This window comes from Pantoea sp. M_9 (genome assembly GCF_008631385.1).
Lineage (GTDB): Bacteria > Pseudomonadota > Gammaproteobacteria > Enterobacterales > Enterobacteriaceae > Pantoea > Pantoea eucrina.
The window spans coordinates 1-25,570 of the sequence record NZ_VWUF01000022.1 but is presented as its reverse complement, the minus strand read 5'-3'; the positions used below and the strand labels follow the sequence as shown (position 1 = coordinate 25,570).

Annotated in this window: 45 protein-coding genes and 1 pseudogene; 40 read left to right on the top strand and 6 right to left on the bottom strand. The window is 52.0% G+C overall.

The annotated features are described in order from the left end of the window. From tuf to F3I15_RS17520, 34 genes and pseudogenes are all read left to right on the top strand, one after another. Positions 1-146 (top strand): annotated as a pseudogene (gene tuf, locus F3I15_RS17685) (elongation factor Tu); the annotation flags it as partial. 183 nt (positions 147-329) lie between these two features. Next, on the top strand, positions 330-524 hold the full coding sequence (gene bfd / locus F3I15_RS17680; RefSeq protein WP_039380828.1) for a bacterioferritin-associated ferredoxin: 195 nt from the start codon (positions 330-332) through the stop codon (positions 522-524). A 103-nt stretch (positions 525-627) separates the two neighbouring features. Continuing rightward, positions 628-1,110, top strand: coding sequence for a bacterioferritin (gene bfr / locus F3I15_RS17675; RefSeq protein WP_039380825.1), 483 nt, complete (start codon positions 628-630; stop codon positions 1,108-1,110). Between the two features lie 308 nt (positions 1,111-1,418). Further along, positions 1,419-1,730, top strand: a complete 312-nt coding sequence (rpsJ, locus tag F3I15_RS17670) for a 30S ribosomal protein S10 (protein WP_006120582.1) — start codon at positions 1,419-1,421, stop codon at positions 1,728-1,730. Between the two features lie 32 nt (positions 1,731-1,762). Next, complete coding sequence (gene rplC, locus F3I15_RS17665; RefSeq protein ID WP_071668687.1) at positions 1,763-2,389, top strand: 50S ribosomal protein L3; 627 nt, start codon at positions 1,763-1,765, stop codon at positions 2,387-2,389. A 10-nt stretch (positions 2,390-2,399) separates the two neighbouring features. Beyond that, positions 2,400-3,005, top strand: coding sequence for a 50S ribosomal protein L4 (gene rplD / locus F3I15_RS17660; protein WP_039380819.1), 606 nt, complete (start codon positions 2,400-2,402; stop codon positions 3,003-3,005). Further along, on the top strand, positions 3,002-3,304 hold the full coding sequence (gene rplW, locus F3I15_RS17655) for a 50S ribosomal protein L23 (protein WP_065648466.1): 303 nt from the start codon (positions 3,002-3,004) through the stop codon (positions 3,302-3,304). The genes rplD and rplW overlap by 4 nt, the downstream gene beginning before the upstream one ends. Positions 3,305-3,321: 17 nt before the next feature. Beyond that, positions 3,322-4,143, top strand: a complete 822-nt coding sequence (gene rplB, locus F3I15_RS17650; RefSeq protein ID WP_039380813.1) for a 50S ribosomal protein L2 — start codon at positions 3,322-3,324, stop codon at positions 4,141-4,143. 16 nt (positions 4,144-4,159) lie between these two features. Next, on the top strand, positions 4,160-4,438 hold the full coding sequence (rpsS, locus tag F3I15_RS17645; RefSeq protein WP_001138115.1) for a 30S ribosomal protein S19: 279 nt from the start codon (positions 4,160-4,162) through the stop codon (positions 4,436-4,438). A 13-nt stretch (positions 4,439-4,451) separates the two neighbouring features. Then, positions 4,452-4,784, top strand: a complete 333-nt coding sequence (rplV, locus tag F3I15_RS17640) for a 50S ribosomal protein L22 (RefSeq protein ID WP_007891659.1) — start codon at positions 4,452-4,454, stop codon at positions 4,782-4,784. 17 nt (positions 4,785-4,801) lie between these two features. Further along, entirely contained in the window at positions 4,802-5,500 is a 699-nt protein-coding gene (rpsC, locus tag F3I15_RS17635; protein ID WP_009087585.1) for a 30S ribosomal protein S3, read from the top strand. 12 nt (positions 5,501-5,512) lie between these two features. Continuing rightward, a complete protein-coding gene (gene rplP / locus F3I15_RS17630) occupies positions 5,513-5,923 on the top strand; it encodes a 50S ribosomal protein L16 (RefSeq protein ID WP_002438716.1) in 411 nt (136 codons plus the stop codon). After that, the gene (gene rpmC, locus F3I15_RS17625) at positions 5,923-6,111 is read left to right on the top strand and encodes a 50S ribosomal protein L29 (protein ID WP_021508217.1); all 189 of its coding nucleotides are present in this window, start codon (positions 5,923-5,925) and stop codon (positions 6,109-6,111) included. The genes rplP and rpmC overlap by 1 nt, the downstream gene beginning before the upstream one ends. Continuing rightward, a complete protein-coding gene (rpsQ, locus tag F3I15_RS17620) occupies positions 6,111-6,365 on the top strand; it encodes a 30S ribosomal protein S17 (protein WP_010618568.1) in 255 nt (84 codons plus the stop codon). The genes rpmC and rpsQ overlap by 1 nt, the downstream gene beginning before the upstream one ends. 168 nt (positions 6,366-6,533) lie before the next feature. After that, positions 6,534-6,905: a 50S ribosomal protein L14 gene (gene rplN / locus F3I15_RS17615; protein WP_038629760.1), complete on the top strand. Its 372-nt coding sequence runs from the start codon at positions 6,534-6,536 to the stop codon at positions 6,903-6,905. 10 nt (positions 6,906-6,915) lie between these two features. Next, positions 6,916-7,230 (top strand): 50S ribosomal protein L24, encoded by a 315-nt coding sequence (gene rplX / locus F3I15_RS17610; protein WP_150018777.1) that lies wholly within the window; start codon positions 6,916-6,918, stop codon positions 7,228-7,230. A 14-nt stretch (positions 7,231-7,244) separates the two neighbouring features. Further along, positions 7,245-7,784: a 50S ribosomal protein L5 gene (rplE, locus tag F3I15_RS17605; RefSeq protein WP_013510763.1), complete on the top strand. Its 540-nt coding sequence runs from the start codon at positions 7,245-7,247 to the stop codon at positions 7,782-7,784. Positions 7,785-7,798: 14 nt separating this feature from the next. Next, positions 7,799-8,104: a 30S ribosomal protein S14 gene (gene rpsN, locus F3I15_RS17600; RefSeq protein WP_039380805.1), complete on the top strand. Its 306-nt coding sequence runs from the start codon at positions 7,799-7,801 to the stop codon at positions 8,102-8,104. Positions 8,105-8,136: 32 nt separating this feature from the next. Beyond that, positions 8,137-8,529 (top strand): 30S ribosomal protein S8, encoded by a 393-nt coding sequence (rpsH, locus tag F3I15_RS17595; protein WP_065648467.1) that lies wholly within the window; start codon positions 8,137-8,139, stop codon positions 8,527-8,529. Between the two features lie 13 nt (positions 8,530-8,542). After that, entirely contained in the window at positions 8,543-9,076 is a 534-nt protein-coding gene (rplF, locus tag F3I15_RS17590; protein WP_039380801.1) for a 50S ribosomal protein L6, read from the top strand. A 9-nt stretch (positions 9,077-9,085) separates the two neighbouring features. After that, positions 9,086-9,439 (top strand): 50S ribosomal protein L18, encoded by a 354-nt coding sequence (rplR, locus tag F3I15_RS17585; RefSeq protein WP_013510760.1) that lies wholly within the window; start codon positions 9,086-9,088, stop codon positions 9,437-9,439. Between the two features lie 14 nt (positions 9,440-9,453). After that, the gene (gene rpsE / locus F3I15_RS17580) at positions 9,454-9,954 is read left to right on the top strand and encodes a 30S ribosomal protein S5 (RefSeq protein WP_013510759.1); all 501 of its coding nucleotides are present in this window, start codon (positions 9,454-9,456) and stop codon (positions 9,952-9,954) included. A gap of 5 nt (positions 9,955-9,959) precedes the next feature. Then, the gene (rpmD, locus tag F3I15_RS17575; protein WP_039380794.1) at positions 9,960-10,139 is read left to right on the top strand and encodes a 50S ribosomal protein L30; all 180 of its coding nucleotides are present in this window, start codon (positions 9,960-9,962) and stop codon (positions 10,137-10,139) included. A gap of 3 nt (positions 10,140-10,142) precedes the next feature. Further along, entirely contained in the window at positions 10,143-10,577 is a 435-nt protein-coding gene (rplO, locus tag F3I15_RS17570) for a 50S ribosomal protein L15 (protein ID WP_039380790.1), read from the top strand. 7 nt (positions 10,578-10,584) lie between these two features. Continuing rightward, on the top strand, positions 10,585-11,916 hold the full coding sequence (secY, locus tag F3I15_RS17565) for a preprotein translocase subunit SecY (RefSeq protein ID WP_039380787.1): 1,332 nt from the start codon (positions 10,585-10,587) through the stop codon (positions 11,914-11,916). Positions 11,917-11,948: 32 nt separating this feature from the next. Next, complete coding sequence (rpmJ, locus tag F3I15_RS17560) at positions 11,949-12,065, top strand: 50S ribosomal protein L36 (protein WP_004160566.1); 117 nt, start codon at positions 11,949-11,951, stop codon at positions 12,063-12,065. 146 nt (positions 12,066-12,211) lie between these two features. Next, positions 12,212-12,568: a 30S ribosomal protein S13 gene (gene rpsM / locus F3I15_RS17555; RefSeq protein ID WP_039380785.1), complete on the top strand. Its 357-nt coding sequence runs from the start codon at positions 12,212-12,214 to the stop codon at positions 12,566-12,568. Positions 12,569-12,584: 16 nt separating this feature from the next. Then, positions 12,585-12,974 carry a 30S ribosomal protein S11 gene (rpsK, locus tag F3I15_RS17550; protein WP_004160563.1) on the top strand — a complete coding sequence of 130 codons (390 nt, stop codon included), beginning with the start codon at positions 12,585-12,587 and terminating at the stop codon, positions 12,972-12,974. 33 nt (positions 12,975-13,007) lie between these two features. Next, entirely contained in the window at positions 13,008-13,628 is a 621-nt protein-coding gene (gene rpsD / locus F3I15_RS17545) for a 30S ribosomal protein S4 (RefSeq protein WP_039380782.1), read from the top strand. A gap of 25 nt (positions 13,629-13,653) precedes the next feature. Further along, the gene (rpoA, locus tag F3I15_RS17540) at positions 13,654-14,643 is read left to right on the top strand and encodes a DNA-directed RNA polymerase subunit alpha (RefSeq protein WP_007891688.1); all 990 of its coding nucleotides are present in this window, start codon (positions 13,654-13,656) and stop codon (positions 14,641-14,643) included. Between the two features lie 39 nt (positions 14,644-14,682). Further along, positions 14,683-15,069 carry a 50S ribosomal protein L17 gene (gene rplQ / locus F3I15_RS17535; RefSeq protein ID WP_003850180.1) on the top strand — a complete coding sequence of 129 codons (387 nt, stop codon included), beginning with the start codon at positions 14,683-14,685 and terminating at the stop codon, positions 15,067-15,069. Between the two features lie 105 nt (positions 15,070-15,174). After that, complete coding sequence (locus tag F3I15_RS17530) at positions 15,175-15,546, top strand: DUF1992 domain-containing protein (RefSeq protein ID WP_150018776.1); 372 nt, start codon at positions 15,175-15,177, stop codon at positions 15,544-15,546. Position 15,547: 1 nt separating this feature from the next. Further along, positions 15,548-16,006, top strand: a complete 459-nt coding sequence (gene zntR / locus F3I15_RS17525; RefSeq protein ID WP_150018775.1) for a Zn(2+)-responsive transcriptional regulator — start codon at positions 15,548-15,550, stop codon at positions 16,004-16,006. Positions 16,007-16,037: 31 nt separating this feature from the next. Then, positions 16,038-16,256: an alternative ribosome-rescue factor A gene (locus F3I15_RS17520; RefSeq protein ID WP_150018774.1), complete on the top strand. Its 219-nt coding sequence runs from the start codon at positions 16,038-16,040 to the stop codon at positions 16,254-16,256. 17 nt (positions 16,257-16,273) lie between these two features. Here the strand turns inward: F3I15_RS17520 and mscL are convergent, their stop codons facing one another. The 5 genes from mscL to def form a co-directional block, all read right to left on the bottom strand. After that, positions 16,274-16,684 carry a large-conductance mechanosensitive channel protein MscL gene (gene mscL, locus F3I15_RS17515; protein ID WP_039380768.1) on the bottom strand — a complete coding sequence of 137 codons (411 nt, stop codon included), beginning with the start codon at positions 16,682-16,684 and terminating at the stop codon, positions 16,274-16,276. Between the two features lie 112 nt (positions 16,685-16,796). Further along, entirely contained in the window at positions 16,797-18,173 is a 1,377-nt protein-coding gene (trkA, locus tag F3I15_RS17510; protein ID WP_150018773.1) for a Trk system potassium transporter TrkA, read from the bottom strand. Between the two features lie 31 nt (positions 18,174-18,204). Further along, positions 18,205-19,491: a 16S rRNA (cytosine(967)-C(5))-methyltransferase RsmB gene (gene rsmB, locus F3I15_RS17505; protein WP_150018772.1), complete on the bottom strand. Its 1,287-nt coding sequence runs from the start codon at positions 19,489-19,491 to the stop codon at positions 18,205-18,207. Positions 19,492-19,537: 46 nt separating this feature from the next. Then, complete coding sequence (gene fmt, locus F3I15_RS17500; protein ID WP_150018771.1) at positions 19,538-20,482, bottom strand: methionyl-tRNA formyltransferase; 945 nt, start codon at positions 20,480-20,482, stop codon at positions 19,538-19,540. 21 nt (positions 20,483-20,503) lie between these two features. After that, on the bottom strand, positions 20,504-21,016 hold the full coding sequence (gene def / locus F3I15_RS17495; protein ID WP_039380757.1) for a peptide deformylase: 513 nt from the start codon (positions 21,014-21,016) through the stop codon (positions 20,504-20,506). A gap of 113 nt (positions 21,017-21,129) precedes the next feature. Here def and dprA point away from each other — a divergent pair, with 113 nt between their 5' ends. Genes dprA through F3I15_RS17465 form a run of 6 tightly spaced genes read left to right on the top strand, consistent with a single transcriptional unit; the run spans position 21,130 to position 24,917 of the window. After that, positions 21,130-22,254, top strand: coding sequence for a DNA-protecting protein DprA (dprA, locus tag F3I15_RS17490; protein ID WP_150018770.1), 1,125 nt, complete (start codon positions 21,130-21,132; stop codon positions 22,252-22,254). After that, positions 22,226-22,699, top strand: a complete 474-nt coding sequence (smg, locus tag F3I15_RS17485) for a DUF494 family protein Smg (RefSeq protein ID WP_039380755.1) — start codon at positions 22,226-22,228, stop codon at positions 22,697-22,699. The genes dprA and smg overlap by 29 nt, the downstream gene beginning before the upstream one ends. A gap of 24 nt (positions 22,700-22,723) precedes the next feature. Next, the gene (locus F3I15_RS17480; RefSeq protein WP_150018769.1) at positions 22,724-23,272 is read left to right on the top strand and encodes a type I DNA topoisomerase; all 549 of its coding nucleotides are present in this window, start codon (positions 22,724-22,726) and stop codon (positions 23,270-23,272) included. Positions 23,273-23,274: 2 nt separating this feature from the next. Next, the gene (gene tsaC / locus F3I15_RS17475) at positions 23,275-23,850 is read left to right on the top strand and encodes an L-threonylcarbamoyladenylate synthase type 1 TsaC (protein WP_150018768.1); all 576 of its coding nucleotides are present in this window, start codon (positions 23,275-23,277) and stop codon (positions 23,848-23,850) included. A 3-nt stretch (positions 23,851-23,853) separates the two neighbouring features. Continuing rightward, the gene (gene aroE, locus F3I15_RS17470) at positions 23,854-24,672 is read left to right on the top strand and encodes a shikimate dehydrogenase (protein ID WP_150018767.1); all 819 of its coding nucleotides are present in this window, start codon (positions 23,854-23,856) and stop codon (positions 24,670-24,672) included. After that, positions 24,669-24,917: a DUF1488 domain-containing protein gene (locus tag F3I15_RS17465; RefSeq protein WP_150018766.1), complete on the top strand. Its 249-nt coding sequence runs from the start codon at positions 24,669-24,671 to the stop codon at positions 24,915-24,917. Before aroE ends, F3I15_RS17465 begins: the two co-directional genes overlap by 4 nt. Here F3I15_RS17465 and F3I15_RS17460 read toward each other — a convergent pair. Beyond that, the gene (locus F3I15_RS17460; protein WP_150018765.1) at positions 24,893-25,447 is read right to left on the bottom strand and encodes a gamma carbonic anhydrase family protein; all 555 of its coding nucleotides are present in this window, start codon (positions 25,445-25,447) and stop codon (positions 24,893-24,895) included. The genes F3I15_RS17465 and F3I15_RS17460 overlap by 25 nt on opposite strands. Between the last annotated feature and the right edge of the window lie 123 nt (positions 25,448-25,570).

Below are 25,570 nucleotides of genomic sequence, written 5' to 3'. Positions count from 1 at the left end.
GCGTTGAGATGGTCATGCCGGGCGACAACATCAAGATGGTTGTTACCCTGATCCACCCAATCGCGATGGACCAGGGTCTGCGCTTCGCAATCCGCGAAGGCGGCCGTACCGTTGGCGCGGGCGTTGTTGCTTCTGTTATCGCTTAATTGTGTTAACGCCGGCAGCGGTTTTTTACTGCTGCCGTAGCAATCAGAAAGAGCACTTCGGTGCTCTTTTTTTTGCCTGCCAAAAACCAGCGTACCAATCGATAACCCTATAAACGCTGCGTTGTAATAACAACCATTCTCATTTACACTTTGATCAGAAATTGTACCGGAGTCGAATCTGAAATGTACGTTTGTCTGTGTAATGGTGTAAGTGATAAAACGCTGCGTGAGGTGGTGCGCCGCTATCAGCCAAAATCGATCCAGCAGCTGCGCCAGCTGGTCCCTGTCGGGAAGCAGTGTGGTAAATGCATTCGGGCAGCGCGTGAAATCATGGATGATGAACTGCAGCATGCACCGCTCTATAAAGAGATCGCCTGACATTACGCGCAGAATGTCGTAATACCCACAAAAACTGTCACGCCTTTTTGACTTCTTTCTCCCTGCATCTACTATCTGGTTAACTGAAGAGGGGAGGGGTGATATGAAGGGCGACGTCAAAGTCATTGCACATCTCAACAAACTGCTTGGAAATGAGCTGGTCGCGATTAACCAGTATTTTCTGCATGCGCGCATGTTTAAAAACTGGGGGCTGATGCGCCTCAACGATATCGAATACCACGAATCGATCGATGAGATGAAGCATGCCGACAAATACATTGAGCGTATTCTCTTTCTCGAAGGTATCCCCAATCTGCAGGATCTGGGACGTCTGCGCATAGGTGAGGATGTACCTGAAATGCTGCAATCCGATTTGCAGCTGGAGCTGGAAGGTGCAAAAGACCTGCGTGAAGCTATTGCCTGGGCGGATAAAGTTCACGATTACGTGAGTCGGGATATGATGATTGAAATTCTGGCTGACGAAGAACATCACATCGACTTCCTGGAAACCGAACTCGATCTGATTCAGAAAATCGGCCTGCAGAACTATCTGCAGTCGCAAATCAGCGAAAAGGCGGACGAATAGCGGCCTGCGCATACCTGTTCTGTAAACCCGCCCCGCAGTCATGCCCGGCGGGTTTTCTTTTGCCTGAATTTTTATGGTTAAAAACAGAGCACGGGTTGCTTCCTGAGCGTAATTACGTATAATACGCCGGCCTGCCGACATTGGTATGGCGCGATTCGAGCAGAATCGCAGGCGACAGTGCTAGGTGTGTCGCCTGACAATACTCCCAATTGGGGAGTTATATGCTGAACGATTACACTCCCCCATCAATCGTAATGGGTGTGGGTAGTAATTTTTTTCGTTTATAAAATGTTTGGAGCCTTGGTCTCATGTCGAACCAAAGAATCCGTATCCGTCTTAAAGCGTTTGATCATCGTCTGATCGATCAATCAACCGCGGAAATCGTTGAGACTGCCAAGCGCACTGGTGCGCAGGTTCGTGGTCCAATTCCGCTGCCAACCCGCAAAGAGCGCTTCACCGTTCTGATCTCTCCGCACGTTAACAAAGATGCGCGCGATCAGTACGAAATCCGCACTCACAAGCGTCTGGTAGACATCGTTGAGCCAACTGAAAAAACCGTTGATGCTCTGATGCGTCTGGATCTGGCTGCCGGTGTTGACGTGCAGATCAGCCTGGGTTAATCAGGTCATCGAGCGATTGAGAGGTTGATACAATGATTGGTTTAGTCGGTAAAAAAGTGGGCATGACTCGCATCTTCACTGAAGAAGGCGTTTCAATCCCAGTAACCGTAATCGAAGTTGAAGCAAACCGCGTTACCCAGGTCAAAGGTCTGGAAAACGATGGTTACCAGGCGATCCAGGTTACCACCGGTGCTAAAAAAGCAAACCGTGTGAGCAAGCCGGAAGCAGGTCATTTTGCTAAAGCTGGCGTTGAAGCTGGCCGTGGTCTGTGGGAATTCCGCACCGAAGGTGAAGAGTACTCCGTAGGTCAGAGCATCAGTGTTGAAATTTTCGCTGACGTTAAAAAAGTAGACGTTACCGGTACCTCTAAAGGTAAAGGTTTCGCAGGTACCGTTAAGCGCTGGAACTTCCGTACCCAGGACGCTACACACGGTAACTCCTTGTCTCACCGCGTTCCGGGTTCTATCGGTCAGAACCAGACTCCGGGCAAAGTGTTCAAAGGCAAGAAAATGGCTGGTCAGCTGGGTAACGAGCGCGTAACCGTTCAGAGCCTGGAAGTAGTACGTGTTGACGCTGAGCGCAACCTGCTGCTGGTCAAAGGTGCTGTTCCGGGTGCAACCGGCAGCGACCTGATTGTTAAACCAGCTGTGAAGGCGTAAGGGGATAGCAATGGAATTAGTACTGAAAGACGCGCAGAGCGCGCTGACTGTTTCCGAAACTACCTTCGGTCGTGATTTCAACGAAGCGCTGGTTCACCAGGTTGTTGTTGCTTATGCCGCAGGTGCTCGTCAGGGTACTCGTGCGCAGAAGACTCGTGCTGAAGTAACTGGTTCAGGCAAAAAGCCGTGGCGCCAGAAAGGTACCGGCCGTGCGCGTTCAGGTTCTGTTAAGAGCCCGATCTGGCGTTCAGGTGGCGTGACCTTCGCTGCTCGTCCACAGGACCACAGTCAAAAAGTTAACAAAAAGATGTACCGCGGCGCGCTGAAAAGCATTCTGTCCGAGCTGGTACGTCAGGACCGTCTGATCGTTGTCGAGTCGTTCTCTGTAGAAGCACCGAAAACCAAGCTGCTGGTACAGAAACTGAAAGACATGGCGCTGGAAGACGTGCTGATCATCACCGGTGAACTGGATGAAAATCTGTTCCTGGCTGCGCGTAACCTGTACAAGGTTGACGTGCGTGACGCAGCAAGTATCGACCCAGTTAGCCTGATCGCCTTCGACAAAGTCGTTATGACTGCTGAAGCAGTTAAGCAAGTTGAGGAGATGCTGGCATGATCCGTGAAGAACGTCTGCTGAAAGTACTGCGCGCGCCGCACGTATCTGAAAAAGCATCAACCGCGATGGAAAAAACCAACACCATCGTTCTCAAAGTTGCGAAAGATGCGACCAAAGCAGAGATCGTTGCTGCTGTTGAGAAACTGTTCGAAGTAGAAGTTAAAGACGTAAACACCCTGGTTGTTAAGGGTAAAGTTAAGCGTCACGGACAGCGTATCGGTCGTCGTAACGACTGGAAAAAAGCTTACGTTACCCTGAAGGAAGGCCAGAACCTGGACTTCGTCGGCGGCGCTGAGTAAGTCGGAGGAGAAAGACAATGGCAGTTGTTAAATGTAAACCGACATCTCCGGGTCGTCGCCACGTAGTTAAAGTGGTGAACCCTGAGCTGCACAAAGGCAAACCATTTGCCGCGCTGGTTGAAAAAAACAGCAAATCCGGTGGTCGTAACAACAATGGTCGTATCACTACCCGTCATATCGGTGGTGGTCACAAGCAGGCTTACCGTATTGTTGACTTCAAACGCAACAAAGATGGTATCCCGGCAGTTGTTGAGCGTCTTGAGTACGATCCGAACCGTTCTGCGAACATCGCACTGGTTCTGTACAAAGATGGCGAGCGCCGTTACATTCTGGCCCCTAAAGGCCTGAAAGCTGGCGACCAGATTCAGTCTGGCGTTGATGCTGCGATCAAAGCAGGTAACACCCTGCCGATGCGTAACATCCCAGTTGGTTCTACCGTGCATAACGTAGAAATGAAACCAGGCAAAGGCGGTCAGATTGCTCGCTCTGCTGGTGCTTACGTGCAGATCGTTGCGCGTGAAGGTTCTTACGTGACCCTGCGTCTGCGTTCAGGCGAAATGCGTAAAGTCGAATCTGACTGCCGCGCAACCCTGGGCGAAGTCGGTAACGCTGAGCACATGCTGCGCGTTCTGGGTAAAGCCGGTGCAGCCCGTTGGCGCGGTGTTCGTCCTACCGTTCGCGGTACTGCGATGAACCCAGTCGATCACCCGCACGGTGGTGGTGAAGGTCGTAACTTTGGTAAGCACCCGGTTTCACCGTGGGGCGTTCAGACCAAAGGTAAGAAGACCCGTAGCAACAAGCGTACTGATAAATTTATCGTACGTCGCCGTAGCAAATAATTTTAGAGGATAAGCCATGCCACGTTCTCTCAAGAAAGGTCCTTTTATTGACCTGCACTTGCTGAAGAAGGTAGAGAAAGCGGTGGAAAGCGGTGACAAGAAGCCCCTGCGCACTTGGTCCCGTCGTTCAACGATCTTCCCTAACATGATCGGTTTGACCATCGCTGTCCATAATGGTCGTCAGCACGTTCCAGTCTTTGTTTCCGACGAAATGGTTGGTCACAAGCTGGGCGAATTCGCACCGACACGTACTTATCGCGGCCATGCTGCAGATAAGAAAGCCAAGAAGAAATAAGTAGGAGGAAGAGATGGAAACTATTGCTCAACATCGCCATGCTCGTTCTTCTGCTCAGAAGGTTCGCCTGGTGGCAGACCTGATTCGCGGTAAGAAAGTGTCGCAGGCTCTGGATATTCTGACTTACACCAACAAGAAAGCGGCTGTACTGGTTAAGAAAGTCCTGGAATCTGCCATTGCTAACGCCGAACACAACGATGGCGCTGATATCGACGATCTGAAAGTTGCGAAAATTTTCGTAGACGAAGGCCCAAGCATGAAGCGCATTATGCCGCGTGCAAAAGGTCGTGCAGATCGCATCCTGAAGCGCACCAGCCACATTACTGTGGTTGTGTCCGATCGCTGAGACTCTGGAGACTAGCAATGGGTCAGAAAGTACATCCTAATGGTATTCGCCTGGGTATTGTAAAACCATGGAACTCTACCTGGTTTGCGAACACCAAAGAATTCGCTGACAACCTCGACAGCGATTTTAAAGTACGTCAGTTCCTGACTAAAGAACTGGCTAAAGCGTCTGTATCTCGTATCGTTATCGAGCGTCCGGCTAAGAGCATCCGTGTGACCATTCACACCGCTCGCCCGGGTATCGTTATCGGTAAGAAAGGTGAAGACGTAGAAAAACTGCGTACGGTCGTCGCGAATATCGCTGGCGTTCCTGCTCAGATCAATATCGCCGAAGTCCGTAAACCGGAACTGGACGCTAAATTGGTTGCTGACAGCATCACTTCACAGCTGGAGCGTCGTGTGATGTTCCGTCGTGCTATGAAGCGTGCTGTACAGAACGCAATGCGTCTGGGCGCTAAAGGTATTAAAGTTGAAGTCAGCGGCCGTCTGGGTGGTGCTGAGATCGCACGTACCGAATGGTATCGTGAAGGTCGCGTACCGCTGCACACTCTGCGTGCGGACATTGACTACAACACCTCTGAAGCGCACACCACTTATGGTGTAATCGGCGTTAAGGTATGGATCTTCAAAGGTGAGATCCTGGGTGGTATGGCTGCTGTTGAACAACCGGAACCGGCTGCTCAACCTAAAAAGCAGCAGCGTAAAGGCCGTAAGTAAGGAGAGTCGCTGATGTTACAACCAAAGCGTACAAAATTCCGTAAAGTGCATAAAGGCCGTAACCGCGGTCTGGCGCAGGGTACGGATGTTAGCTTCGGTACTTTCGGTCTGAAAGCTGTTGGCCGTGGTCGTCTGACCGCTCGTCAGATCGAAGCAGCACGTCGTGCTATGACCCGTGCAGTTAAGCGTCAAGGTAAGATCTGGATCCGTGTATTCCCGGACAAACCGATCACCGAGAAGCCGCTGGAAGTGCGTATGGGTAAAGGTAAGGGTAACGTTGAGTATTGGGTTGCCCTGATTCAGCCTGGTAAAGTCCTGTATGAAATGGACGGCGTACCGGAAGAGCTGGCCCGTGAAGCCTTCAAGCTGGCAGCAGCAAAACTGCCTATCAAAACCACCTTTGTAACTAAGACGGTGATGTAATGAAAGCAACTGAGCTGCGTGAAAAAAGCGTTGAAGAGCTGAACACTGAGCTGCTTAACCTCCTGCGTGAGCAGTTTAACCTGCGCATGCAGGCAGCATCTGGCCAGCTGCAGCAGACCCATCTGCTGAAGCAAGTTCGCCGCGATGTTGCGCGCGTTAAGACTTTACTGACTGAGAAGGCGGCGTAATGACCGATAAAATCCGTACTCTGCAAGGTCGTGTTGTTAGTGACAAAATGCAGAAATCTGCTGTTGTCGCTATCGAACGTTTCGTGAAGCACCCGATCTACGGTAAATTCATCAAACGTACGACTAAGCTGCACATCCATGACGAGAACAATGAGTGTGGTATTGGTGACGTGGTTGAGATCCGCGAAACCCGTCCACTTTCCAAGACTAAGTCCTGGACTCTGGTTCGCGTTGTAGAGAAAGCGATTCTGTAATAGAATTCGTTTCCTCTAAAAACAAAATGAACGGCTCTCGCGAGCCGTTCATTTTTTCTACCCATCTGCGAGATCCGGTGTTATAATGCCGCGCCCTCAATTATGGGGCTTTTTAACGACCTGAGGTTTGGGTCCCGAAGTAGTAGTTGACATTAGCGGAGCACTAAAATGATCCAAGAACAGACTATGCTGAACGTCGCCGACAACTCCGGTGCACGTCGCGTAATGTGTATCAAGGTTCTGGGTGGCTCGCACCGTCGCTACGCAGGCGTCGGCGATATCATCAAAGTGACCATCAAGGAAGCAATTCCTCGTGGCAAGGTGAAAAAAGGTGATGTCCTGAAAGCGGTAGTGGTGCGCACCAGGAAGGGTGTTCGTCGCCCGGACGGTTCTGTCATTCGCTTCGATGGCAATGCATGCGTTATTCTGAACAATAACAGTGAGCAGCCAATCGGAACGCGTATTTTTGGGCCGGTAACTCGTGAACTTCGCAATGAAAAGTTCATGAAAATTATCTCTCTGGCACCAGAAGTACTCTAAGGAGCGAGCAATGGCAGCTAAATTCCGTCGTAACGACGAAGTTATTGTTCTTACCGGTAAAGACAAAGGTAAGCGCGGTAAAATTAAGAACGTCCTGACTTCTGGTAAAGTCATCGTTGAAGGTATCAACCTGGTTAAGAAACACCAGAAGCCGGTTCCGGCTCTGAACCAGCCAGGTGGCATCGTTGAAAAAGAAGCTGCAATTCAGGTTTCTAACGTTGCAATCTTCAATGCGGCAACCGGCAAGGCTGACCGTGTAGGCTTTAGATTCGAAGACGGCAAAAAAGTCCGTTTCTTCAAGTCTAACAGCGAAACTATCAAGTAATTTGGAGTAGTACGATGGCGAAACTGCATGATTACTACAAAGACGAAGTAGTCCAGAAACTCATGACAGAGTTTGGCTACAATTCTGTCATGCAAGTCCCTCGGGTCGAGAAGATCACCCTGAACATGGGTGTTGGTGAAGCGATCGCTGACAAGAAACTGCTGGATAACGCAGCAGCCGATCTGGCAGCAATCTCCGGTCAAAAACCGCTGATCACCAAAGCACGCAAATCAGTTGCAGGCTTCAAAATCCGTCAGGGCTATCCGATCGGCTGTAAAGTAACTCTGCGTGGCGAACGCATGTGGGAGTTCTTTGAGCGTCTGATCACTATTGCTGTACCACGTATTCGTGACTTCCGCGGTCTTTCTGCGAAGTCTTTCGACGGTCGTGGTAACTACAGCATGGGCGTACGTGAGCAGATCATCTTCCCAGAAATCGACTACGACAAAGTCGATCGCGTTCGTGGTTTGGATATTACCATTACCACTACTGCGAAATCTGATGATGAAGGCCGTGCACTGCTGGCTGCCTTTGACTTCCCGTTCCGCAAGTAAGGTAGGGTTACTTAATGGCTAAGCAATCTATGAAAGCACGCGAAGTTAAGCGTGTGAAATTAGCAGACAAGTTCTTCGCAAAACGCGTTGAGCTGAAAGCAATCATTTCTGATGTGAACGCATCTGACGAAGATCGTTGGAATGCCGTTCTCAAGCTGCAGAGTCTGCCGCGTGATTCCAGCCCTTCCCGTCAGCGTAACCGCTGCCGTCAGACAGGTCGTCCGCACGGTTTCCTGCGGAAGTTTGGGTTGAGCCGTATCAAGGTCCGTGAAGCCGCTATGCGCGGTGAAATCCCGGGTCTTAAAAAGGCTAGCTGGTAATTGTCACCATTTGAATCACGGGAGTAACACAGATGAGCATGCAAGATCCGATCGCGGATATGCTGACCCGTATCCGTAACGGTCAGGCCGCGAACAAAGTTGCGGTCTCTATGCCTTCCTCCAAGCTGAAAGTGGCAATTGCCAACGTGCTGAAGGAAGAAGGCTATATTGAAGATTTTAAAATCGAAGGCGACATCAAGCCGGAACTGGAACTGACTCTTAAGTATTTCCAGGGTAAAGCTGTTGTAGAAAGCATTCAACGTGTTAGCCGTCCTGGTCTGCGCATCTATAAAAGAAAAGATGAGCTGCCAAAAGTGATGGCTGGTATGGGTATTGCTGTAATTTCTACCTCTAAAGGTGTCATGACTGATCGTGCAGCGCGCCAGGCTGGTCTTGGTGGCGAAATTATCTGCTACGTAGCGTAATCGGAGGAATAAAATGTCTCGTGTTGCAAAAGCACCTGTCGTTATTCCTGCCGGCGTAGAGGTAAAACTCAACGGTCAGGAAGTTTCGATCAAAGGCAAAAACGGCGAGCTGACTCGTACTATCAACAATGCTGTTGAAATCAAGCAGGAAGACAACACCCTGACTTTTGCTCCACGCAAAGGTTATGCGGATGGTTGGGCACAGGCAGGTACTGCTCGTGCACTGCTGAACGGCATGGTTATCGGTGTTACCGACGGCTTCACTAAGAAGCTGCAACTGGTTGGTGTTGGTTATCGTGCAGCTGTTAAAGGCAACTCTGTGAGTCTGGCCCTGGGCTTCTCTCACCCTGTTGAACATGCACTGCCGGCCGGCATCACTGCTGAATGTCCGACTCAAACTGAAATCGTGCTGAAAGGCGCTGATAAGCAGGTTATCGGACAGGTTGCAGCTGATCTGCGCGCCTACCGTCGTCCTGAGCCTTACAAAGGCAAGGGTGTTCGTTACGCCGACGAAGTCGTGCGTACCAAAGAGGCTAAGAAGAAGTAAGGTAACACTATGGATAAGAAATCTGCTCGTATCCGTCGTGCGACCCGTGCACGTCGCAAGCTCAAAGAGCTGGGTGCTACTCGCCTGGTGGTACATCGTACCCCGCGTCATATTTACGCACAGGTAATCGCCCCGAACGGTTCCGAAGTTCTGGTTGCTGCTTCTACTGTAGAAAAAGCTATCGCTGAACAACTGAAGTATACCGGTAACAAAGACGCCGCTGCAGCTGTAGGCAAAGCTCTGGCTGAGCGCGCTATCGAAAAAGGCATCAAAGATGTTTCTTTCGATCGTTCCGGGTTCCAATATCATGGTCGCGTCCAGGCACTTGCAGATGCTGCTCGTGAAGCTGGCCTTCAGTTCTAAGGTAGAGGTCTAAGATGGCACACATCGAGAAACAAGCTGGCGAACTGCAGGAAAAATTGATCGCGGTAAACCGTGTTTCTAAAACTGTGAAAGGTGGTCGTATTTTCTCCTTCACCGCACTGACTGTAGTGGGTGATGGTAACGGCCGCGTAGGTTTTGGTTACGGTAAAGCGCGTGAAGTTCCAGCAGCGATCCAGAAAGCGATGGAAAAAGCCCGTCGCAATATGATTAACGTCGCGCTGACTCACGGCACCCTGCAGCACCCTGTAAAAGGTGCACACACGGGTTCTCGTGTGTTCATGCAGCCGGCTTCTGAAGGTACCGGTATCATCGCCGGTGGTGCAATGCGCGCCGTCCTGGAAGTCGCTGGAGTTCATAACGTTCTGGCTAAAGCATATGGTTCCACCAACCCGATCAACGTGGTTCGTGCAACTATTGATGGCCTGGGCAATATGAAATCTCCGGAAATGGTCGCTGCCAAGCGTGGTAAATCCGTTGAAGAAATTCTGGGGTAATCACGATGGCTAAGACTATTAAAATTACACAAACCCGCAGTTCAATCGGCCGCCTGCCTAAGCACAAAGCCACTCTGATTGGCCTGGGTCTGCGTCGTATTGGTCACACCGTTGAGCGTGAAGACACGCCTGCTGTACGCGGTATGGTCAACGCGATTTCCTACATGCTGAAAGTGGAGGAGTAAGAGATGCGTTTAAACACTCTGTCTCCGGCCGAAGGGTCTAAACACGCTTCCAAGCGTCTGGGTCGTGGTATCGGTTCTGGCCTCGGCAAAACCGGCGGTCGTGGTCACAAAGGTCAGAACTCACGTTCTGGCGGTGGCGTACGTCGTGGTTTCGAGGGTGGTCAGATGCCTCTGTACCGTCGTCTGCCGAAGTTCGGCTTCACTTCACGCAAATCATTCGTGACGACTGAAGTTCGTCTGTCTGATCTGGCGAAAGTGGAAGGCGGTATTGTTGACCTGAACACGCTGAAAGCAGCCAACATCATCGGTGTTCAGATTGAATTCGCGAAAGTGATTCTGTCTGGTGAAGTTACTACACCGGTAACGATTCGTGGACTGCGTGTCACCAAAGGTGCTCGTGCTGCAATCGAAGCTGCTGGCGGTAAAATCGAGGAATAAGTAGCAGATGGCAAAGCAACCGGGATTAGATTTTCAAAGCGCCAAAGGGGGCTTTGGTGAACTGAAGCGCAGACTATTGTTTGTAATCGGTGCACTGATTGTCTTCCGCATTGGCTCTTTTATTCCAATCCCCGGTATCGATGCCACTGTACTTGCCAAACTGCTTGAGCAACAGCGTGGCACCATCATTGAAATGTTTAACATGTTCTCTGGTGGTGCTCTCAGTCGTGCCTCAATCTTCGCGCTGGGTATTATGCCGTATATTTCGGCCTCTATTATTATCCAGCTGCTGACGGTGGTTCATCCCGCCCTGGCAGAGATTAAGAAAGAGGGTGAAGCTGGCCGTCGTAAGATTAGCCAGTACACCCGCTACGGCACTCTGGTTCTGGCCATATTTCAGTCGATCGGTATCGCTACCGGTCTGCCGAATATGCCAGGAATGCAGGGCCTGGTGTTAAATCCGGGCTTCGCATTCTACTTTACCGCTGTTGTGAGTCTGGTTACCGGGACAATGTTCCTGATGTGGCTGGGCGAACAGATTACTGAACGAGGTATCGGTAACGGTATCTCAATCATTATCTTCGCAGGTATTGTTGCGGGTCTTCCGCCGGCCATTGGCCATACCATCGAGCAAGCGCGGCAAGGCGACCTGCACTTTCTTCTGTTGCTGTTGGTTGCAGTTCTTGTATTTGCAGTGACGTTCTTTGTTATTTTCGTTGAGCGTGGCCAGCGTCGTATCGTGGTCAACTACGCTAAGCGTCAGCAGGGGCGTCGTGTATATGCTGCACAGAGCACACATTTACCGTTGAAAGTGAATATGGCAGGTGTCATTCCAGCTATCTTCGCTTCCAGCATTATTCTGTTCCCGGCAACGATAGCATCCTGGTTCGGGAGCGGTAGTGGTTGGAACTGGCTGACAACAATTTCGCTGTATTTGCAGCCAGGACAGCCGCTTTATGTGCTACTCTATGCGACTGCAATCATCTTCTTCTGTTTCTTCTATACGGCGTTGGTGTTTAACCCGCGTGAAACAGCAGATAACCTGAAGAAGTCTGGTGCATTCGTACCGGGAATTCGTCCGGGAGAGCAAACGGCGAAGTATATCGATAAAGTTATGACACGACTCACCTTAATCGGTGCGCTGTATATTACTTTTATCTGCCTGATCCCGGAGTTCATGCGTGATGCCATGAAGGTTCCCTTCTACTTCGGCGGTACTTCACTGCTGATTGTAGTGGTCGTCATCATGGACTTTATGGCTCAAGTGCAAACTCTGATGATGTCTAGTCAGTATGAGTCTGCATTGAAAAAAGCTAACCTGAAAGGCTATGGCCGTTAATTCAGTAGCTTGAGAAGTTACGGAGAGTAAAAATGAAAGTTCGTGCTTCCGTCAAGAAATTATGTCGTAACTGCAAAATCATTCGTCGCGACGGTGTCGTACGTGTGATCTGCAGCGCCGAGCCTAAGCATAAACAGCGCCAGGGCTGATTAAGTCACATATTTTTCTTGCAAAGTCGGGTTGAGCTGGCTAGATTAGCCAGCCAATCTTTTGTATGTCGATGCGTTTCCATTTGAGTATCCTGAAAACGGGCTTTTCAGCATGGTTCGCATTTATTTAATTATAGGAGTGCATAGTGGCCCGTATAGCAGGCATTAACATTCCTGATCATAAACATACCGTTATCGCATTAACTTCGATCTTCGGTATCGGCAAAACTCGTTCCAAAGCTATCTGCGTTGAAACGGGCATTGCTGAAAATGTTAAGATCAGTGAGCTGTCTGAAGAACAGATTGATCAGCTGCGTGAAGCAGTTGGTAAATTCGTTGTTGAAGGTGATCTGCGCCGTGAAATCACCCTGAGCATCAAGCGTCTTATGGACCTTGGTTGCTACCGTGGTTTACGCCATCGTCGTGGTCTGCCGGTTCGCGGTCAGCGTACTAAGACCAACGCACGTACCCGTAAGGGTCCGCGTAAACCGATCAAGAAATAATCGGGGTGAGTAAATAATGGCAAAGGCACCAGTTCGTGCACGTAAGCGTGTAAGAAAACAAGTCTCAGATGGCGTGGCTCATGTCCATGCGTCTTTTAACAACACCATCGTAACCATTACCGATCGTCAGGGTAACGCGCTGGGTTGGGCAACCGCCGGTGGTTCCGGTTTCCGCGGTTCACGTAAATCTACTCCATTCGCTGCTCAGGTCGCTGCAGAGCGCTGTGCAGAAGCGGTAAAAGATTACGGTATTAAGAACCTGGAAGTTATGGTTAAGGGTCCAGGTCCAGGCCGCGAATCTACGATTCGTGCTCTGAACGCTGCTGGTTTCCGCATCACGAATATTACTGATGTGACTCCGATCCCTCACAACGGTTGTCGTCCGCCGAAAAAACGTCGCGTATAACGCCCCGTTTTTTAGGTTAGTTGGAGAAAGAAAATGGCAAGATATTTGGGTCCTAAGCTCAAGCTGAGCCGTCGCGAGGGTACCGACTTATTCCTTAAGTCTGGCGTTCGCGCGATTGATTCCAAGTGCAAAATTGAACAAGCCCCTGGTCAGCATGGTGCGCGTAAACCGCGTCTGTCTGATTACGGCGGTCAGTTACGTGAAAAGCAGAAAGTTCGTCGTATGTACGGCGTGCTGGAGCGTCAGTTCCGTAACTACTATAAAGAAGCAGCACGTCTGAAAGGCAACACCGGTGAAAACCTGTTAGCTCTGCTGGAAGGTCGTCTGGATAACGTAGTTTACCGTATGGGCTTTGGCGCCACTCGTGCAGAAGCACGTCAGCTGGTTAGCCACAAATCTATTCTGGTAAATGGCCGCGTTGTTAACATCGCTTCTTATCAGGTATCTCCGAATGATGTCGTAAGCATCCGTGAGAAAGCCAAAAAGCAATCTCGCGTGAAGGCCGCTCTGGAGCTGGCTGAGCAGCGTGAAAAGCCAACCTGGCTGGAAGTTGATGCGACCAAGATGGAAGGTGTGTTCAAGCGTATGCCTGAGCGTACTGATCTGTCTGCGGACATTAACGAACACCTGATCGTCGAGCTTTACTCTAAGTAAAGCTTAGTACCAAAGAGAGGACACAATGCAGGGTTCTGTGACAGAGTTTCTAAAACCGCGCCTGGTAGATATCGAGCAAGTGAGTTCGACGCACGCCAAGGTGACCCTTGAACCATTAGAGCGTGGCTTTGGCCATACTCTTGGTAACGCACTGCGCCGTATTCTGCTTTCTTCCATGCCGGGTTGCGCGGTGACCGAGGTTGAAATTGATGGCGTGCTGCACGAGTACTCCACCAAAGAGGGCGTTCAGGAAGATATCCTGGAAATCCTGCTCAACCTGAAAGGGCTGGCGGTAAGAGTTCAGGGTAAAGATGAAGTCATCCTTACTTTGAATAAATCTGGCATTGGCCCTGTGACTGCAGCCGACATCACCCATGATGGTGATGTCGAAATCGTCAAGCCGCAGCATGTGATCTGCCATCTGACCGATGAAAACGCATCTATTAGCATGCGCATCAAAGTTCAGCGTGGTCGTGGTTATGTGCCGGCGTCTGCCCGAATTCATTCGGAAGAAGATGAGCGCCCAATCGGCCGCCTGCTGGTCGACGCTTGCTACAGCCCTGTAGACCGTATCGCCTACAATGTTGAAGCAGCGCGTGTAGAGCAGCGCACCGACCTGGACAAGCTGGTCATCGAAATGGAAACCAACGGCACAATCGATCCTGAAGAGGCGATTCGTCGTGCGGCCACCATCCTGGCAGAACAACTGGAAGCTTTCGTTGATTTACGTGACGTACGTCAGCCGGAAGTGAAAGAAGAGAAACCAGAATTCGATCCGATCCTGCTGCGCCCTGTTGACGATCTGGAATTGACTGTCCGCTCTGCTAACTGCCTTAAGGCAGAAGCTATCCACTACATCGGTGATCTGGTACAGCGTACTGAGGTTGAGCTGCTTAAAACGCCTAACCTCGGTAAAAAATCTCTTACTGAGATTAAAGATGTGCTCGCTTCACGTGGTCTGTCTCTGGGCATGCGCCTGGAAAACTGGCCACCAGCAAGCATCGCTGATGAATAACCCGATCACAGGTAAGGTTTCACTGAGAAGGATAAGGTCATGCGCCATCGTAAGAGTGGTCGTCAACTGAACCGCAACAGCAGCCATCGTCAGGCTATGTTCCGCAACATGGCTGGTTCTCTGGTTCGTCATGAGATCATCAAAACGACTCTGCCGAAAGCCAAAGAACTGCGTCGCGTAGTTGAGCCGCTGATTACTCTTGCCAAGACCGACAGCGTAGCTAATCGTCGTCTGGCATTCGCCCGCACTCGTGATAACGAGATCGTGGCAAAACTGTTTAACGAGCTGGGCCCGCGTTTCGCGAGCCGTGCCGGTGGTTACACTCGTATTCTGAAGTGTGGCTTCCGTGCTGGTGACAACGCTCCGATGGCTTACATCGAGCTGGTTGATCGTCCAGAAGCTCAAGCAGAAGCTGCTGCAGAGTAATCTGCAGTATCGTAGAAAACCCGCTCCGGCGGGTTTTTTATTGTCTGAAATTTGTCATCCGCTATGATTTCCTGAGTCATTGTCAGATATCGACAGGAGAGCGCTATGTGGTTAATCGATCAACTGGCTGAACAGCACATTCGTGAAGCTCAGGCAAAAGGCGAACTAAGCAATCTTACCGGTGAGGGTGCGCCGTTACAGCTGGATGATGACAGCGCGGTTTCCCCTGAACTGCGTACCGCATACCGTCTGTTAAAGAATGCCGGCTATCTTCCGCCTGAGCTCGAAGCGCGGAAAGAGGCGCTTGAACTTCATAAGCTGCTGCAGACGCTTGAGGCAGAGGAACCTTCTCACGCTGAAATATCCCGGCGCCTCATACTCCTCGAAAATAAACTGCAGCAGGCTGGCCTGAGTACCGAATTTTTATACAGCCGTTATCGTGCTGATATTGCACAACGTCTTAAGCAGGGTGAATAGTATGTATCGCATTGGTCAACTCGCCCGGCTTGCGGAAGTGACGCCGGATACCATTCGCTTTTATGAAAAGCAGCAGCTGATGGAGCACAGGATGCGCACCGAAGGCGGCTTTCGACTTTACAGTGATAAGGATCTGCAGCGTCTGCGGTTTATTCGTTACGGACGTCAGCTTGGCTTCACTCTGGAAGCGATCCGGGGATTACTGTCTATCAGGATCGAACCCGATCATCACACCTGTCAGGAGTCGAAAGCGATCGTGGCCAGCAGGCTGGAAGAGGTTGATCATGTTATCGCTGAACTGCAGATCATTCAGCGCTCACTGCTGCGGCTGGCGCAAACCTGCTGTGGCGAGCAACACAGCTCCGCCTGTTGTTCTATCCTTGAAGCGCTGGAGACTGGGAACGATCCGCAGCCAGAAGCGTGCTGCGGTAAAGATTGCAACGCCGGACAGAAAGAGTAAAGTTACCCCCGAAATTTATCAGGAGAAAGGTATGAGTCACTATCAGCATCGCAAAGGGATTATCAATGATAATGCGCTGGAGGCGTTACTGCATGACCCGCTTTATCGTCAGCGGATCGAGCGTAACCAGAAAGGTAAGGGTAGCTATCGGCGTAAAGAGAAACATGCAAAGGGACAGCTGCGGGAGGCCAGCGATAAGCAACACTGTTTATCACTGGCCTTTTGCTATGACATAAAAAAAGCCGCCTGAGCCAGGCGGCTTTTTTATCAGATCTTTGTATTCTGCTGCTTCAGTAAATCACGGATTTCCGTCAGCAGCACTTCTTCGCTGGAAGGCTTCGGTGCCGGCTTCTCTACTTCTTTTTTGGTATAGAGTTTGTTCATTACTTTAATCGCCATGAAAATCGCGAATGCAATAATGACAAAATCAAATACGGTCTGGATAAAATTGCCATACTCCATTACGACAGCAGGAACATCACCCTCTGCCGGTTTCAGCACCCATCTGAACTGTTTAAAGTCCACGCCGCCAATCAGCAGGCCCAGCGGGGGCATGATGATATTCGCCACTAATGATGAAACAATTTTACCAAACGCAGCACCAATCACGACACCGACTGCCAGATCCACTACGTTGCCACGCATAGCGAAATCGCGAAACTCTTTGAATAAACTCATGGTTATCTCCCTTGCCTAAGCCAATCGCTAAAGTCTAACAAACCTTAGCGCATTTTCCATTATTGCAGCGCATTAAAGCGAGGCCGTGAAGGGAGATGCAGTCCAGCGATTATCAGAGGAAAAACGGGCTGGGCTGGAACAGTCGTTCTACATCCGGCACAAATTTTTTGTCTGTCAGAAACATGATTACATGATCACCCTGTTCGATTCTGACGTTTGCATTAGCAATAATTACCTCATCACCGCGCACGATGGCGCCAATCAGCGTGCCGGGCGGTAATTTAATATTCTCAATCTGCCGGCCAACCACACGTGACGTGCTCTCGTCGCCATGTGCAATCGCTTCAATCGCTTCTGCAATGCCGCGGCGCAGCGACGAAACGCCCACAATATCCGCCTTGCGCACATGGCTCAGCAGGGCAGAAATAGTGGCCTGCTGTGGTGAGATGGCAATATCTATTACGCTGCCCTGCACCAGGTCAACATAGGCGCGACGCTGTATCAGCACCATGACTTTTTTCGCACCCATCTTTTTAGCCAGCATGGCTGACATAATGTTGGCTTCATCGTCATTGGTCACGGCAATAAAAAGATCAACCTGGTCCACATGCTCTTCAGCCAGCAACTCCTGATCGGAGGCGTCGCCATAAAATACGATGGTGTCCTGCAGATTTTCTGCCAGTTCAGCGGCGCGCTGCTGATTACGCTCGATAAGTTTAACGCTGTAATGTTTTTCCAGCCGCTGTGCAAGACCAAAACCGATGTTGCCCCCGCCTACCAGCATGATGCGTTTGTAAGGCTTTTCCAGCCGCTGCATCTCGCTCATTACCGCGCGAACATGCTGGCTGGCAGCAATGAAGAACACTTCATCACCCGCTTCTACAATGGTTGATCCCTGCGGACGAATAGGGCGATCCTGACGAAAAATAGCTGCAACCCGCGTATCGATGTGCGGCATATGCTCACGCATGATAGAGAGCGGATTGCCGACCAGCGGGCCGCCATAATAGGCTTTAACCACGGCAAGGCTTACTTTCCCTTCCGCAAAGTTGACCACCTGAAGGGCGCCAGGATACTGGATAAGACGATAGATATTGTCGATAACCAGCTGTTCAGGAGAGATTAAGTGGTCAATGGGCACCGCTTCCGGTGTAAACAATTTGTCGCCATCGCGCAGATAGTCCGCTGCACGAATACGCGCAATACGGTTTGGCGTGTTAAACAGCGAGTAAGCTACCTGACAGGCGATCATATTGGTTTCGTCCGAGCTGGTTACGGCAACCAGCATATCGGCATCTTCTGCGCCCGCTTCGCGCAGCACACGCGGATGAGAACCGTGGCCGTGAACAACGCGCAGGTCAAATTTGTCCTGCAACACGCGTAAACGTGAAGGGTCGCTGTCTACCACGGTGATGTCATTGTTTTCACCCACCAGATTCTCTGCCAGCGTACCGCCGACCTGACCGGCTCCGAGGATAATAATTTTCATCGCTCTGTTGCTCTCATTAGCGTGCGCCGCACTATTTTTTTATCAGCTTAGCGTAGAAAAAGCCGTCACCGCCGTCAGCGTGCGGAAAGACCTGCCAGCCATATTCATCTCCCTGCGGCAGTGGCACCGCGATGGCATCCTCATGGTCGGCAAGAAACGTGCGGATTTGCTCATGGTTCTCTTCCGGCAATACTGAACAGGTCGCATACAGCAGCGTGCCGCCTGATTTCAGACGTGGCCAGATGGCATCAAGGATTTCACGCTGCAGTGCTGCCAGCTCCGCAATATCCCGATCGCGGCGCAGCCATTTGATATCAGGATGGCGACGTATCACGCCGGTTGCAGAACAGGGCGCATCAAGCAGAATACGGTCAAATGTCAGATCGTTACACCAGGCCGCAGGGGTACGGCCATCGCCCTGACGCACCTCTGCAGTCATGTTCAGGCGCAGCAGGTTTTCCCTCACGCGGCTCAGGCGCTGCTCATCGATATCAACTGCCATCACACTGGCCTGCGGTGCCACTTCCAGGATATGTGTGGTTTTACCGCCCGGTGCTGCACAGAGATCCAGTATATGTTCGCCCGGCTGAGGTTCGAGCAGCAGTGCACAACGCTGCGCAGAAAGATCCTGAACCGTAACCCATCCCTGATCAAACCCCGGCAGCTGGCTTACAGGTGCCGGTGATTCCAGACGTACAGCATCCGGCGCATCGCCGCAGATGCCATTTTTATCCGCCTGATTCAGCAATGCCAGCCAGGCATCACGCGTATGATGCTGGCGATTGACGCGCAACCACATTGGCGGACGCTGATTATTGGCCTCGGTAATCGCCTGCCACTGCTGCGGCCAGGCGTGCTGAAGGCGTTTCAGTAACCAGCCAGGATGCAGATAGCGTTGCGGTGCCTGATCCACTTCTGCCAGCAGGCTCTCCTGCTGACGCTGAAACTGGCGTAACACACCATTCAGCAGCCCTTTCAGGTTAGCCCGCTTAAGGACTTCTGCGCCGGCAACGGTTTCCGCCAGCGCGGCATGCGGCGGGATCCGCGTATAAAGCAGCTGATAAAGGCCGACCATAATCAGGTAGTGCAGCACGCGCTGTTTACCGGTTAACGGGCGCTCCATCAGCTTGCCGATCAGCGCTTCCAGCTGGGGTAATGTGCGCGTTACGCCAAAGCACAACTCCTGCAGCAGGGCGCCATCTTTGTCCGCCACGGTTTTTTGCGCGGCAGGAAGGATAGCGCTGAGCGATTCGCCTTTATCCACCACACGTTCGATCAGTTGCGCCGCCAGGCTGCGCAGGTTAGTCGCTTTTTTCATAGTATTTCATCAGGCAATTGGGCCCGGCGCGAGCCGGGCGACAGGATCAGGCCAGAACGGTTCCGGGAGTGAACCATTCGCGACGTGAATTGAGCAGGTCCTGAGCTGACATAGGTTTTTTGCCAGCTGGCTGCAGGGATAACAGGTTTAAAACACCATCTGCGGTTGCGATCTGAATGCCCTGTTTATCGGCGTGCAGGATTTCGCCCGGCTGTTTATCCTGATGCGGTAGCACCGTTGCCTGCCAGACTTTTACCGGTTGATTATCGATAAGAAAATAGCTTACCGGCCAGGGATTAAAGGCACGGATGCAGCGCTCAAGCTGCGCGGCCGGCAGCGTCCAGTCCAGCCGGGCTTCCTCTTTGCTGAGCTTTTCAGCGTAGGTCGCCAGAGCGTTGTCCTGGATTTCCGGCTGTGCGCGATTGGTCGCCAGCATATTCAGCGTCTGCAGCAGGCCCTGCGGCCCCAGTTCAGCCAGACGATCGTAAAGCGAAGCGCTGGTATCCTCCGGACCAATCGGGCAGTTGAGTTTGAGCAGCATATCGCCTGTGTCGAGGCCTGCATCCATCTGCATAATGGTCACACCGGTTTCGCTATCGCCAGCCCAGAGTGCACGCTGAATCGGCGCCGCGCCGCGCCAGCGTGGCAGCAGCGAGCCGTGAACGTTCACGCAACCGAGACGGGGCATTGAAAGCACTGCCTGTGGCAGGATCAGCCCGTAGGCCACAACGACCATGATATCTGCCTGCAGATCGGCTACCAGCTGCTGGTTCTCTTCCGGCCTGAGGGATTTGGGCTGAAAAACCGGTATACCGTGCGTCTGTGCTAACACTTTTACCGGGCCGGGAGTGAGTTTATTGCCGCGCCCGGCGGGACGATCGGGCTGGGTAAAGACGCCGGTTACCTGATGCTCAGATGCAAGCAGCGCGTCAAGGTGACGCGCTGCAAAGTCAGGTGTACCGGCAAAAATAATTTTCAACGGTGCAGACACAATTTAGCCTTCTGTTCGCTCTCAGGATGCGCGGGTATTCTGGCGAGCCAGTTTTTCCAGTTTCTGTTTAATACGCTGGCGTTTCAGCGGTGACAGATAATCGATAAACAGTTTGCCGTCCAGATGGTCAATCTCATGCTGAATACAGATTGCCAGCAGGCCATCCGTTTCCAGTTCAAAGCTGTTACCGTCACGATCCAGCGCGCGAACTTTGACGCGCTCGGCGCGCGGCACAAATGCACGCTGTTCCGGAATAGAAAGGCAGCCTTCCTCGATACCGGTCTCGCCACTTTTTTCCAGCAGCTCCGGATTGATAAGCACCAGGCGCTCGTCTCGATTTTCAGAGACATCGATAACGATAATACGCTGGTGGATATCAACCTGTGTAGCCGCCAGGCCAATGCCTTCTTCGGCATACATCGTTTCAAACATATCATCGACGATACGCTGAACCCCGGCGTCAACTGCTGCAACCGGTGCAGCAATTTTGCGAAGGCGATCGTCAGGAAAATGTAATACCTGCAAAACTGACATAAATATCCAGATCTATATGCGTTAAAGAAAAGATTACTGGTTCATATTGTAGACTTTTCAGGGCCCGATTGACAGCATTGCACGGCACAGACACGGCGGTCATGGAAGGCAAAATGGAAAAGCTGGAAAGAGTGCTCAGAGCAGCAAACGTACGGGGCCTGAGCGGTCACAAAGCGCACCGCTTTATGACGGCGTTAAAGGCTGCTGACAGAGTGGATGATGAGTGGCTGCGCGCTCAGGGAATGAGTGAACAACAGCGGCAGCACTACCTGACGCTGTGCCCGCGCCAGCGTGATAACACACTGGCGTGGCTGGAGCAGCCGCAGCATAGCCTGATTGACTGCACAGATGCTCGTTATCCGGAGCGGCTCAAAGAGACCGCACGCTACCCGACTGCGCTGTTTGTCGCTGGCGATGCAGCAGCGCTTACTCAGCCTCAGCTTGCCGTGGTCGGCAGCCGCAACTGCTCACTTTACGGGAAAGAGTGGGGAGAGTGGTTTACGCAGCAGCTGGCTGTAAGTGGTCTGGCTATTACCAGCGGACTGGCGCGCGGTATTGATGGTATTGCGCATCGTGCCGCGCTGGCTGCCGGAGGAAAGACGCTGGCGGTACTGGGCAGTGGATTACAGTGTCTCTATCCAAAGCAGCATCAGGCGCTGGCCTGCGACATAATCAGCCACGGCGGTGCGCTTATTTCTGAACTGCCGCTGACGTGTGCGCCACATGGCGTGAACTTCCCGCGACGTAACCGCATTATTAGTGGCTTAAGCTATGGCGTGCTGGTGGTAGAGGCGTCGCTGAAAAGCGGTTCGCTGGTGACGGCGCGTTATGCACTTGAGCAAAACCGCAATATTTATGCGCTGCCCGGTGCGCTGGGTAACGCCGGCAGTGAAGGCGTGCACTGGCTGATACAGCAGGGCGCACTGCTGGTTGCTCATCCCAATAATATTCTGGAGGATCTGCACTCTACGCTGCAGTGGCTGCCCGTAAACCAATCGGACACAATTTATTCACAACTCAGTGACGATGTTCCATTGCCATTTCTCAGCGCGTTGGCTAACGTAGGTGATGAGGTTACACCTGTTGACGTCGTCGCTGAACGTGCCGGCCAACCTGTGCCAGTCATCGCTGCACAATTGCTCGAACTGGAGTTAGCAGGATGGATCGCAGCTGTACCCGGCGGCTATGTCCGATTGAGGAGGGCATGCCATGTTCGACGTACTTATGTACTTGTTTGAAACCTATATTCATAACGAAGCTGAGATGCGCGTTGATCAGGATAAACTCACTGATGATCTAACCGACGCCGGTTTTCACCGTGAAGATATCTATAATGCGCTGAACTGGCTTGAACGGCTGGCGGATTACCAGGAGGGGCTGGTCGCACCGGTATTACTGGCAAACGATCCTCTCTCTATGCGTATCTACACTGAGGAAGAGAGCCAGCGTTTAGATGCAGAGTGTCGCGGTTTCGTGCTGTTCCTTGAGCAGATTCAGGTACTGAACATGGAAACGCGGGAAATGGTTATCGAACGGGTCATGGCGCTTGATACGCTGGAGTTCGATCTGCAGGATCTGAAATGGGTGGTGCTGATGGTGCTGTTTAATATTCCGGGATGCGAAAATGCCTATCAGCAAATGGAAGAACTGTTATTCGACGTCAATGAAGGTATGCTGCATTAATCTGTAATGAATACCCCGGGTAATATGAATAAATCAGCGCTGTTTAGCGTGCGCAAACAGGAACCCTGCCCCGCGTGCGGGGCAGAATTAGTCATACGTTCTGGCAAAACGGGCCCGTTTCTGGGCTGTAGTAACTATCCCGCCTGCGACTATATCCGGCCGATGAAAAATCAGGCGGATGGCCATATCGTTAAGGTGCTGGAAGGGCATGCCTGCCCGCAGTGTGGTGCAGACAAAGTACTGCGTCAGGGGCGGTTTGGCATGTTTATCAGCTGCAGCGGTTATCCGGAGTGTCACTATACGGAAGCCGTTGATAAACCCGACGTGACGTCTATTGCCTGTCCGCAGTGCGCCAGCGGTAAGCTGGTCCAGCGACGCTCGCGCTATGGCAAAACGTTTCACGCCTGCGATCGCTATCCTGAGTGTCAGTTTGCGATTAACGCTACGCCGGTTGACGGCACGTGTCCGCACTGCCAGTTCCCCTTACTAATAGAAAAGAAAACTGCACAGGGCGTCAGGCGTTTCTGCGCCAGTAAACGCTGCGGCAAGCCCGTTGTGCCAGATGAAGAGTAACCATGAACCAGTCTCAATCTATTCCAGGAAGCGCTGACTTCTGCATTGAACAGCTAAAGCAGCAGCGCGTAATCGCCTATCCCACCGAAGCCGTATTTGGCCTTGGCTGCGACCCTGACAGCGAACGTGCAGTGATGGCGCTGCTGCAGCTGAAACAACGTCCGGTCGAGAAAGGATTGATCCTCATTGCCGCTGACTATACCCAGCTGACGCCCTATATTGACGATGAGCAACTGACAGCGGAGCAGCGCGAACGTATGTTTGCCTCCTGGCCTGGTCCGGTAACCTGGGTGGTGCCAGCAAGATCCAGCACACCACGCTGGCTGACGGGGCGCTTCAATTCACTGGCAATCCGCGTCAGTAATCACTCTGAGGTTCAGGCATTATGCCGTGCTTTTGGCAAACCGCTGGTCTCTACCAGCGCAAACCTGACCGGCATGCCGCCCTGTCGCACCGCTGCTGAAGTCACTGAGCAGTTTGGCGTTGCGTTTCCGGTGCTGCAGGCAGCCACCGGAGGACGTCTTAACCCTTCAGAGATCCGCGATGTACTCAGCGGTGAACTGATTCGCCAGGGCTGACAGATGGAAAACTTCGCCGTTTTTGGCCATCCGATTGCGCACAGTAAGTCCCCCTTTATTCATCGCGAATTTGCGCGGCAAACCGGTATAGCTCACAGCTATGGTCAAATCTGCGCGCCGCTGGATGCTTTTCCGCAGACGCTGCGCGCCTTTTTCGCTGCGGCGGGGAGGGGGGCTAACGTGACCCTGCCGTTTAAACAGCAGGCGTGGTCGCTGGCTGACGCGCTGAGTGAGCGCGCCAGGCTATCTGGCGCAGTGAATACGCTACATAAGAGAAGTGATGGCTCGCTTTTCGGGGATAACACCGACGGGATCGGCCTGCTCAGCGATCTGCAAAGGCTGGAGATGATCCAGCCAGGCGATCGGATCCTGCTGGTCGGTGCAGGGGGGGCTGCGCGCGGTGTGATCCAGCCACTGCTTGCGGCTGGCTGCTCGCTGGTGGTGGTAAACCGCACCGCCAGCCGTGCTGAAGAGCTGGCGCAACAGTTTAGTCACTGCGGAGAGATCGAGGCGGTAAACTTTGCCCGGCTCAGTGCACAGGCTTTTGATCTGATTATCAATGCCACCTCCAGCGGTGTTGCAGGCGACATCCCACCTTTACCTGCCACGCTGATTGAGCGCCGGGTACGCTGCTATGACATGTTTTATCAGCCGGGCCTGACGCCTTTTCTTCTATGGTGCCAGCAGAAGGGCGCTGACGTCGTGGCGGATGGCACGGGCATGCTGGTGGGACAGGCTGCACACGCTTTTCATCTCTGGCACGGTGTCATGCCGGAGATAACGCCGGTGATCGATACGTTAAAGCGAGCCATGCAGCCATGAATCAGGCGATTCATTTTCCTGAACGGGAATGCTGGGATTGGCAGCAGCAGGCAGTCATCTTTCCTGCTCTGGTCAATGGCATGGGAATCACCTGTGCTATTTCTCAGTCCGCGCTTCATGCACGTTTTGGTGAGGGAGAGGCGATGGCGCTGTTCTGCGCACATCGCTGGGATATAGAAGAGGAAGCTGAAAAGCTTATTCTGACGGACGCCATCAGCGATCAGGGCTGGGTCTGGCTCTCCTGATTCAGATAATCATCTTTCCATTTGACGTAATTGCCGGATGAGTAAAGCAGGCCGGCAATTTCAGCGTCAGTAAGCGGGCGAATCTGTTTCACCGGACTACCTAAATAGAGATAGCCGCTAACGAGACGCTTGCCGGGGGGGACCAGACTGCCCGCCCCGATCATGACATCCTCTTCAACGATGGCCCCGTCCAGTACGATTGAGCCCATGCCGACCAGCACGCGATCGCCGATAGTACAGCCATGCAGCATCGCCTTATGCCCGACCGTCACATCTTCGCCAATGAGTAAAGGATAACCCTGGGGATTGGTGGCTGACTTATGCGTGACGTGCAGAACGCTGCCATCCTGTATATTGCTTCTTTTACCAATGATGACGTGATTAACATCACCGCGGATCGCGACCAGCGGCCAGATACTGACATCATCATCTAACCGGACATCACCCACAACAACGCTGCTGCTATCTACCATGACACGCTCGCCGGTTTGCGGAAAAGAGTACTTATAGGGGCGCAGGGCTACAGACATGATCTTTCTCCTTTATCAATTATTCCCAGCGTGCAGCTAAATGCAGTGCTGAACAAGGTGAAATTTAACCGGATCGCTCGCGATCGCAGCGAAAAGAACAGAAACTCGCCACTCAGTAAAAAA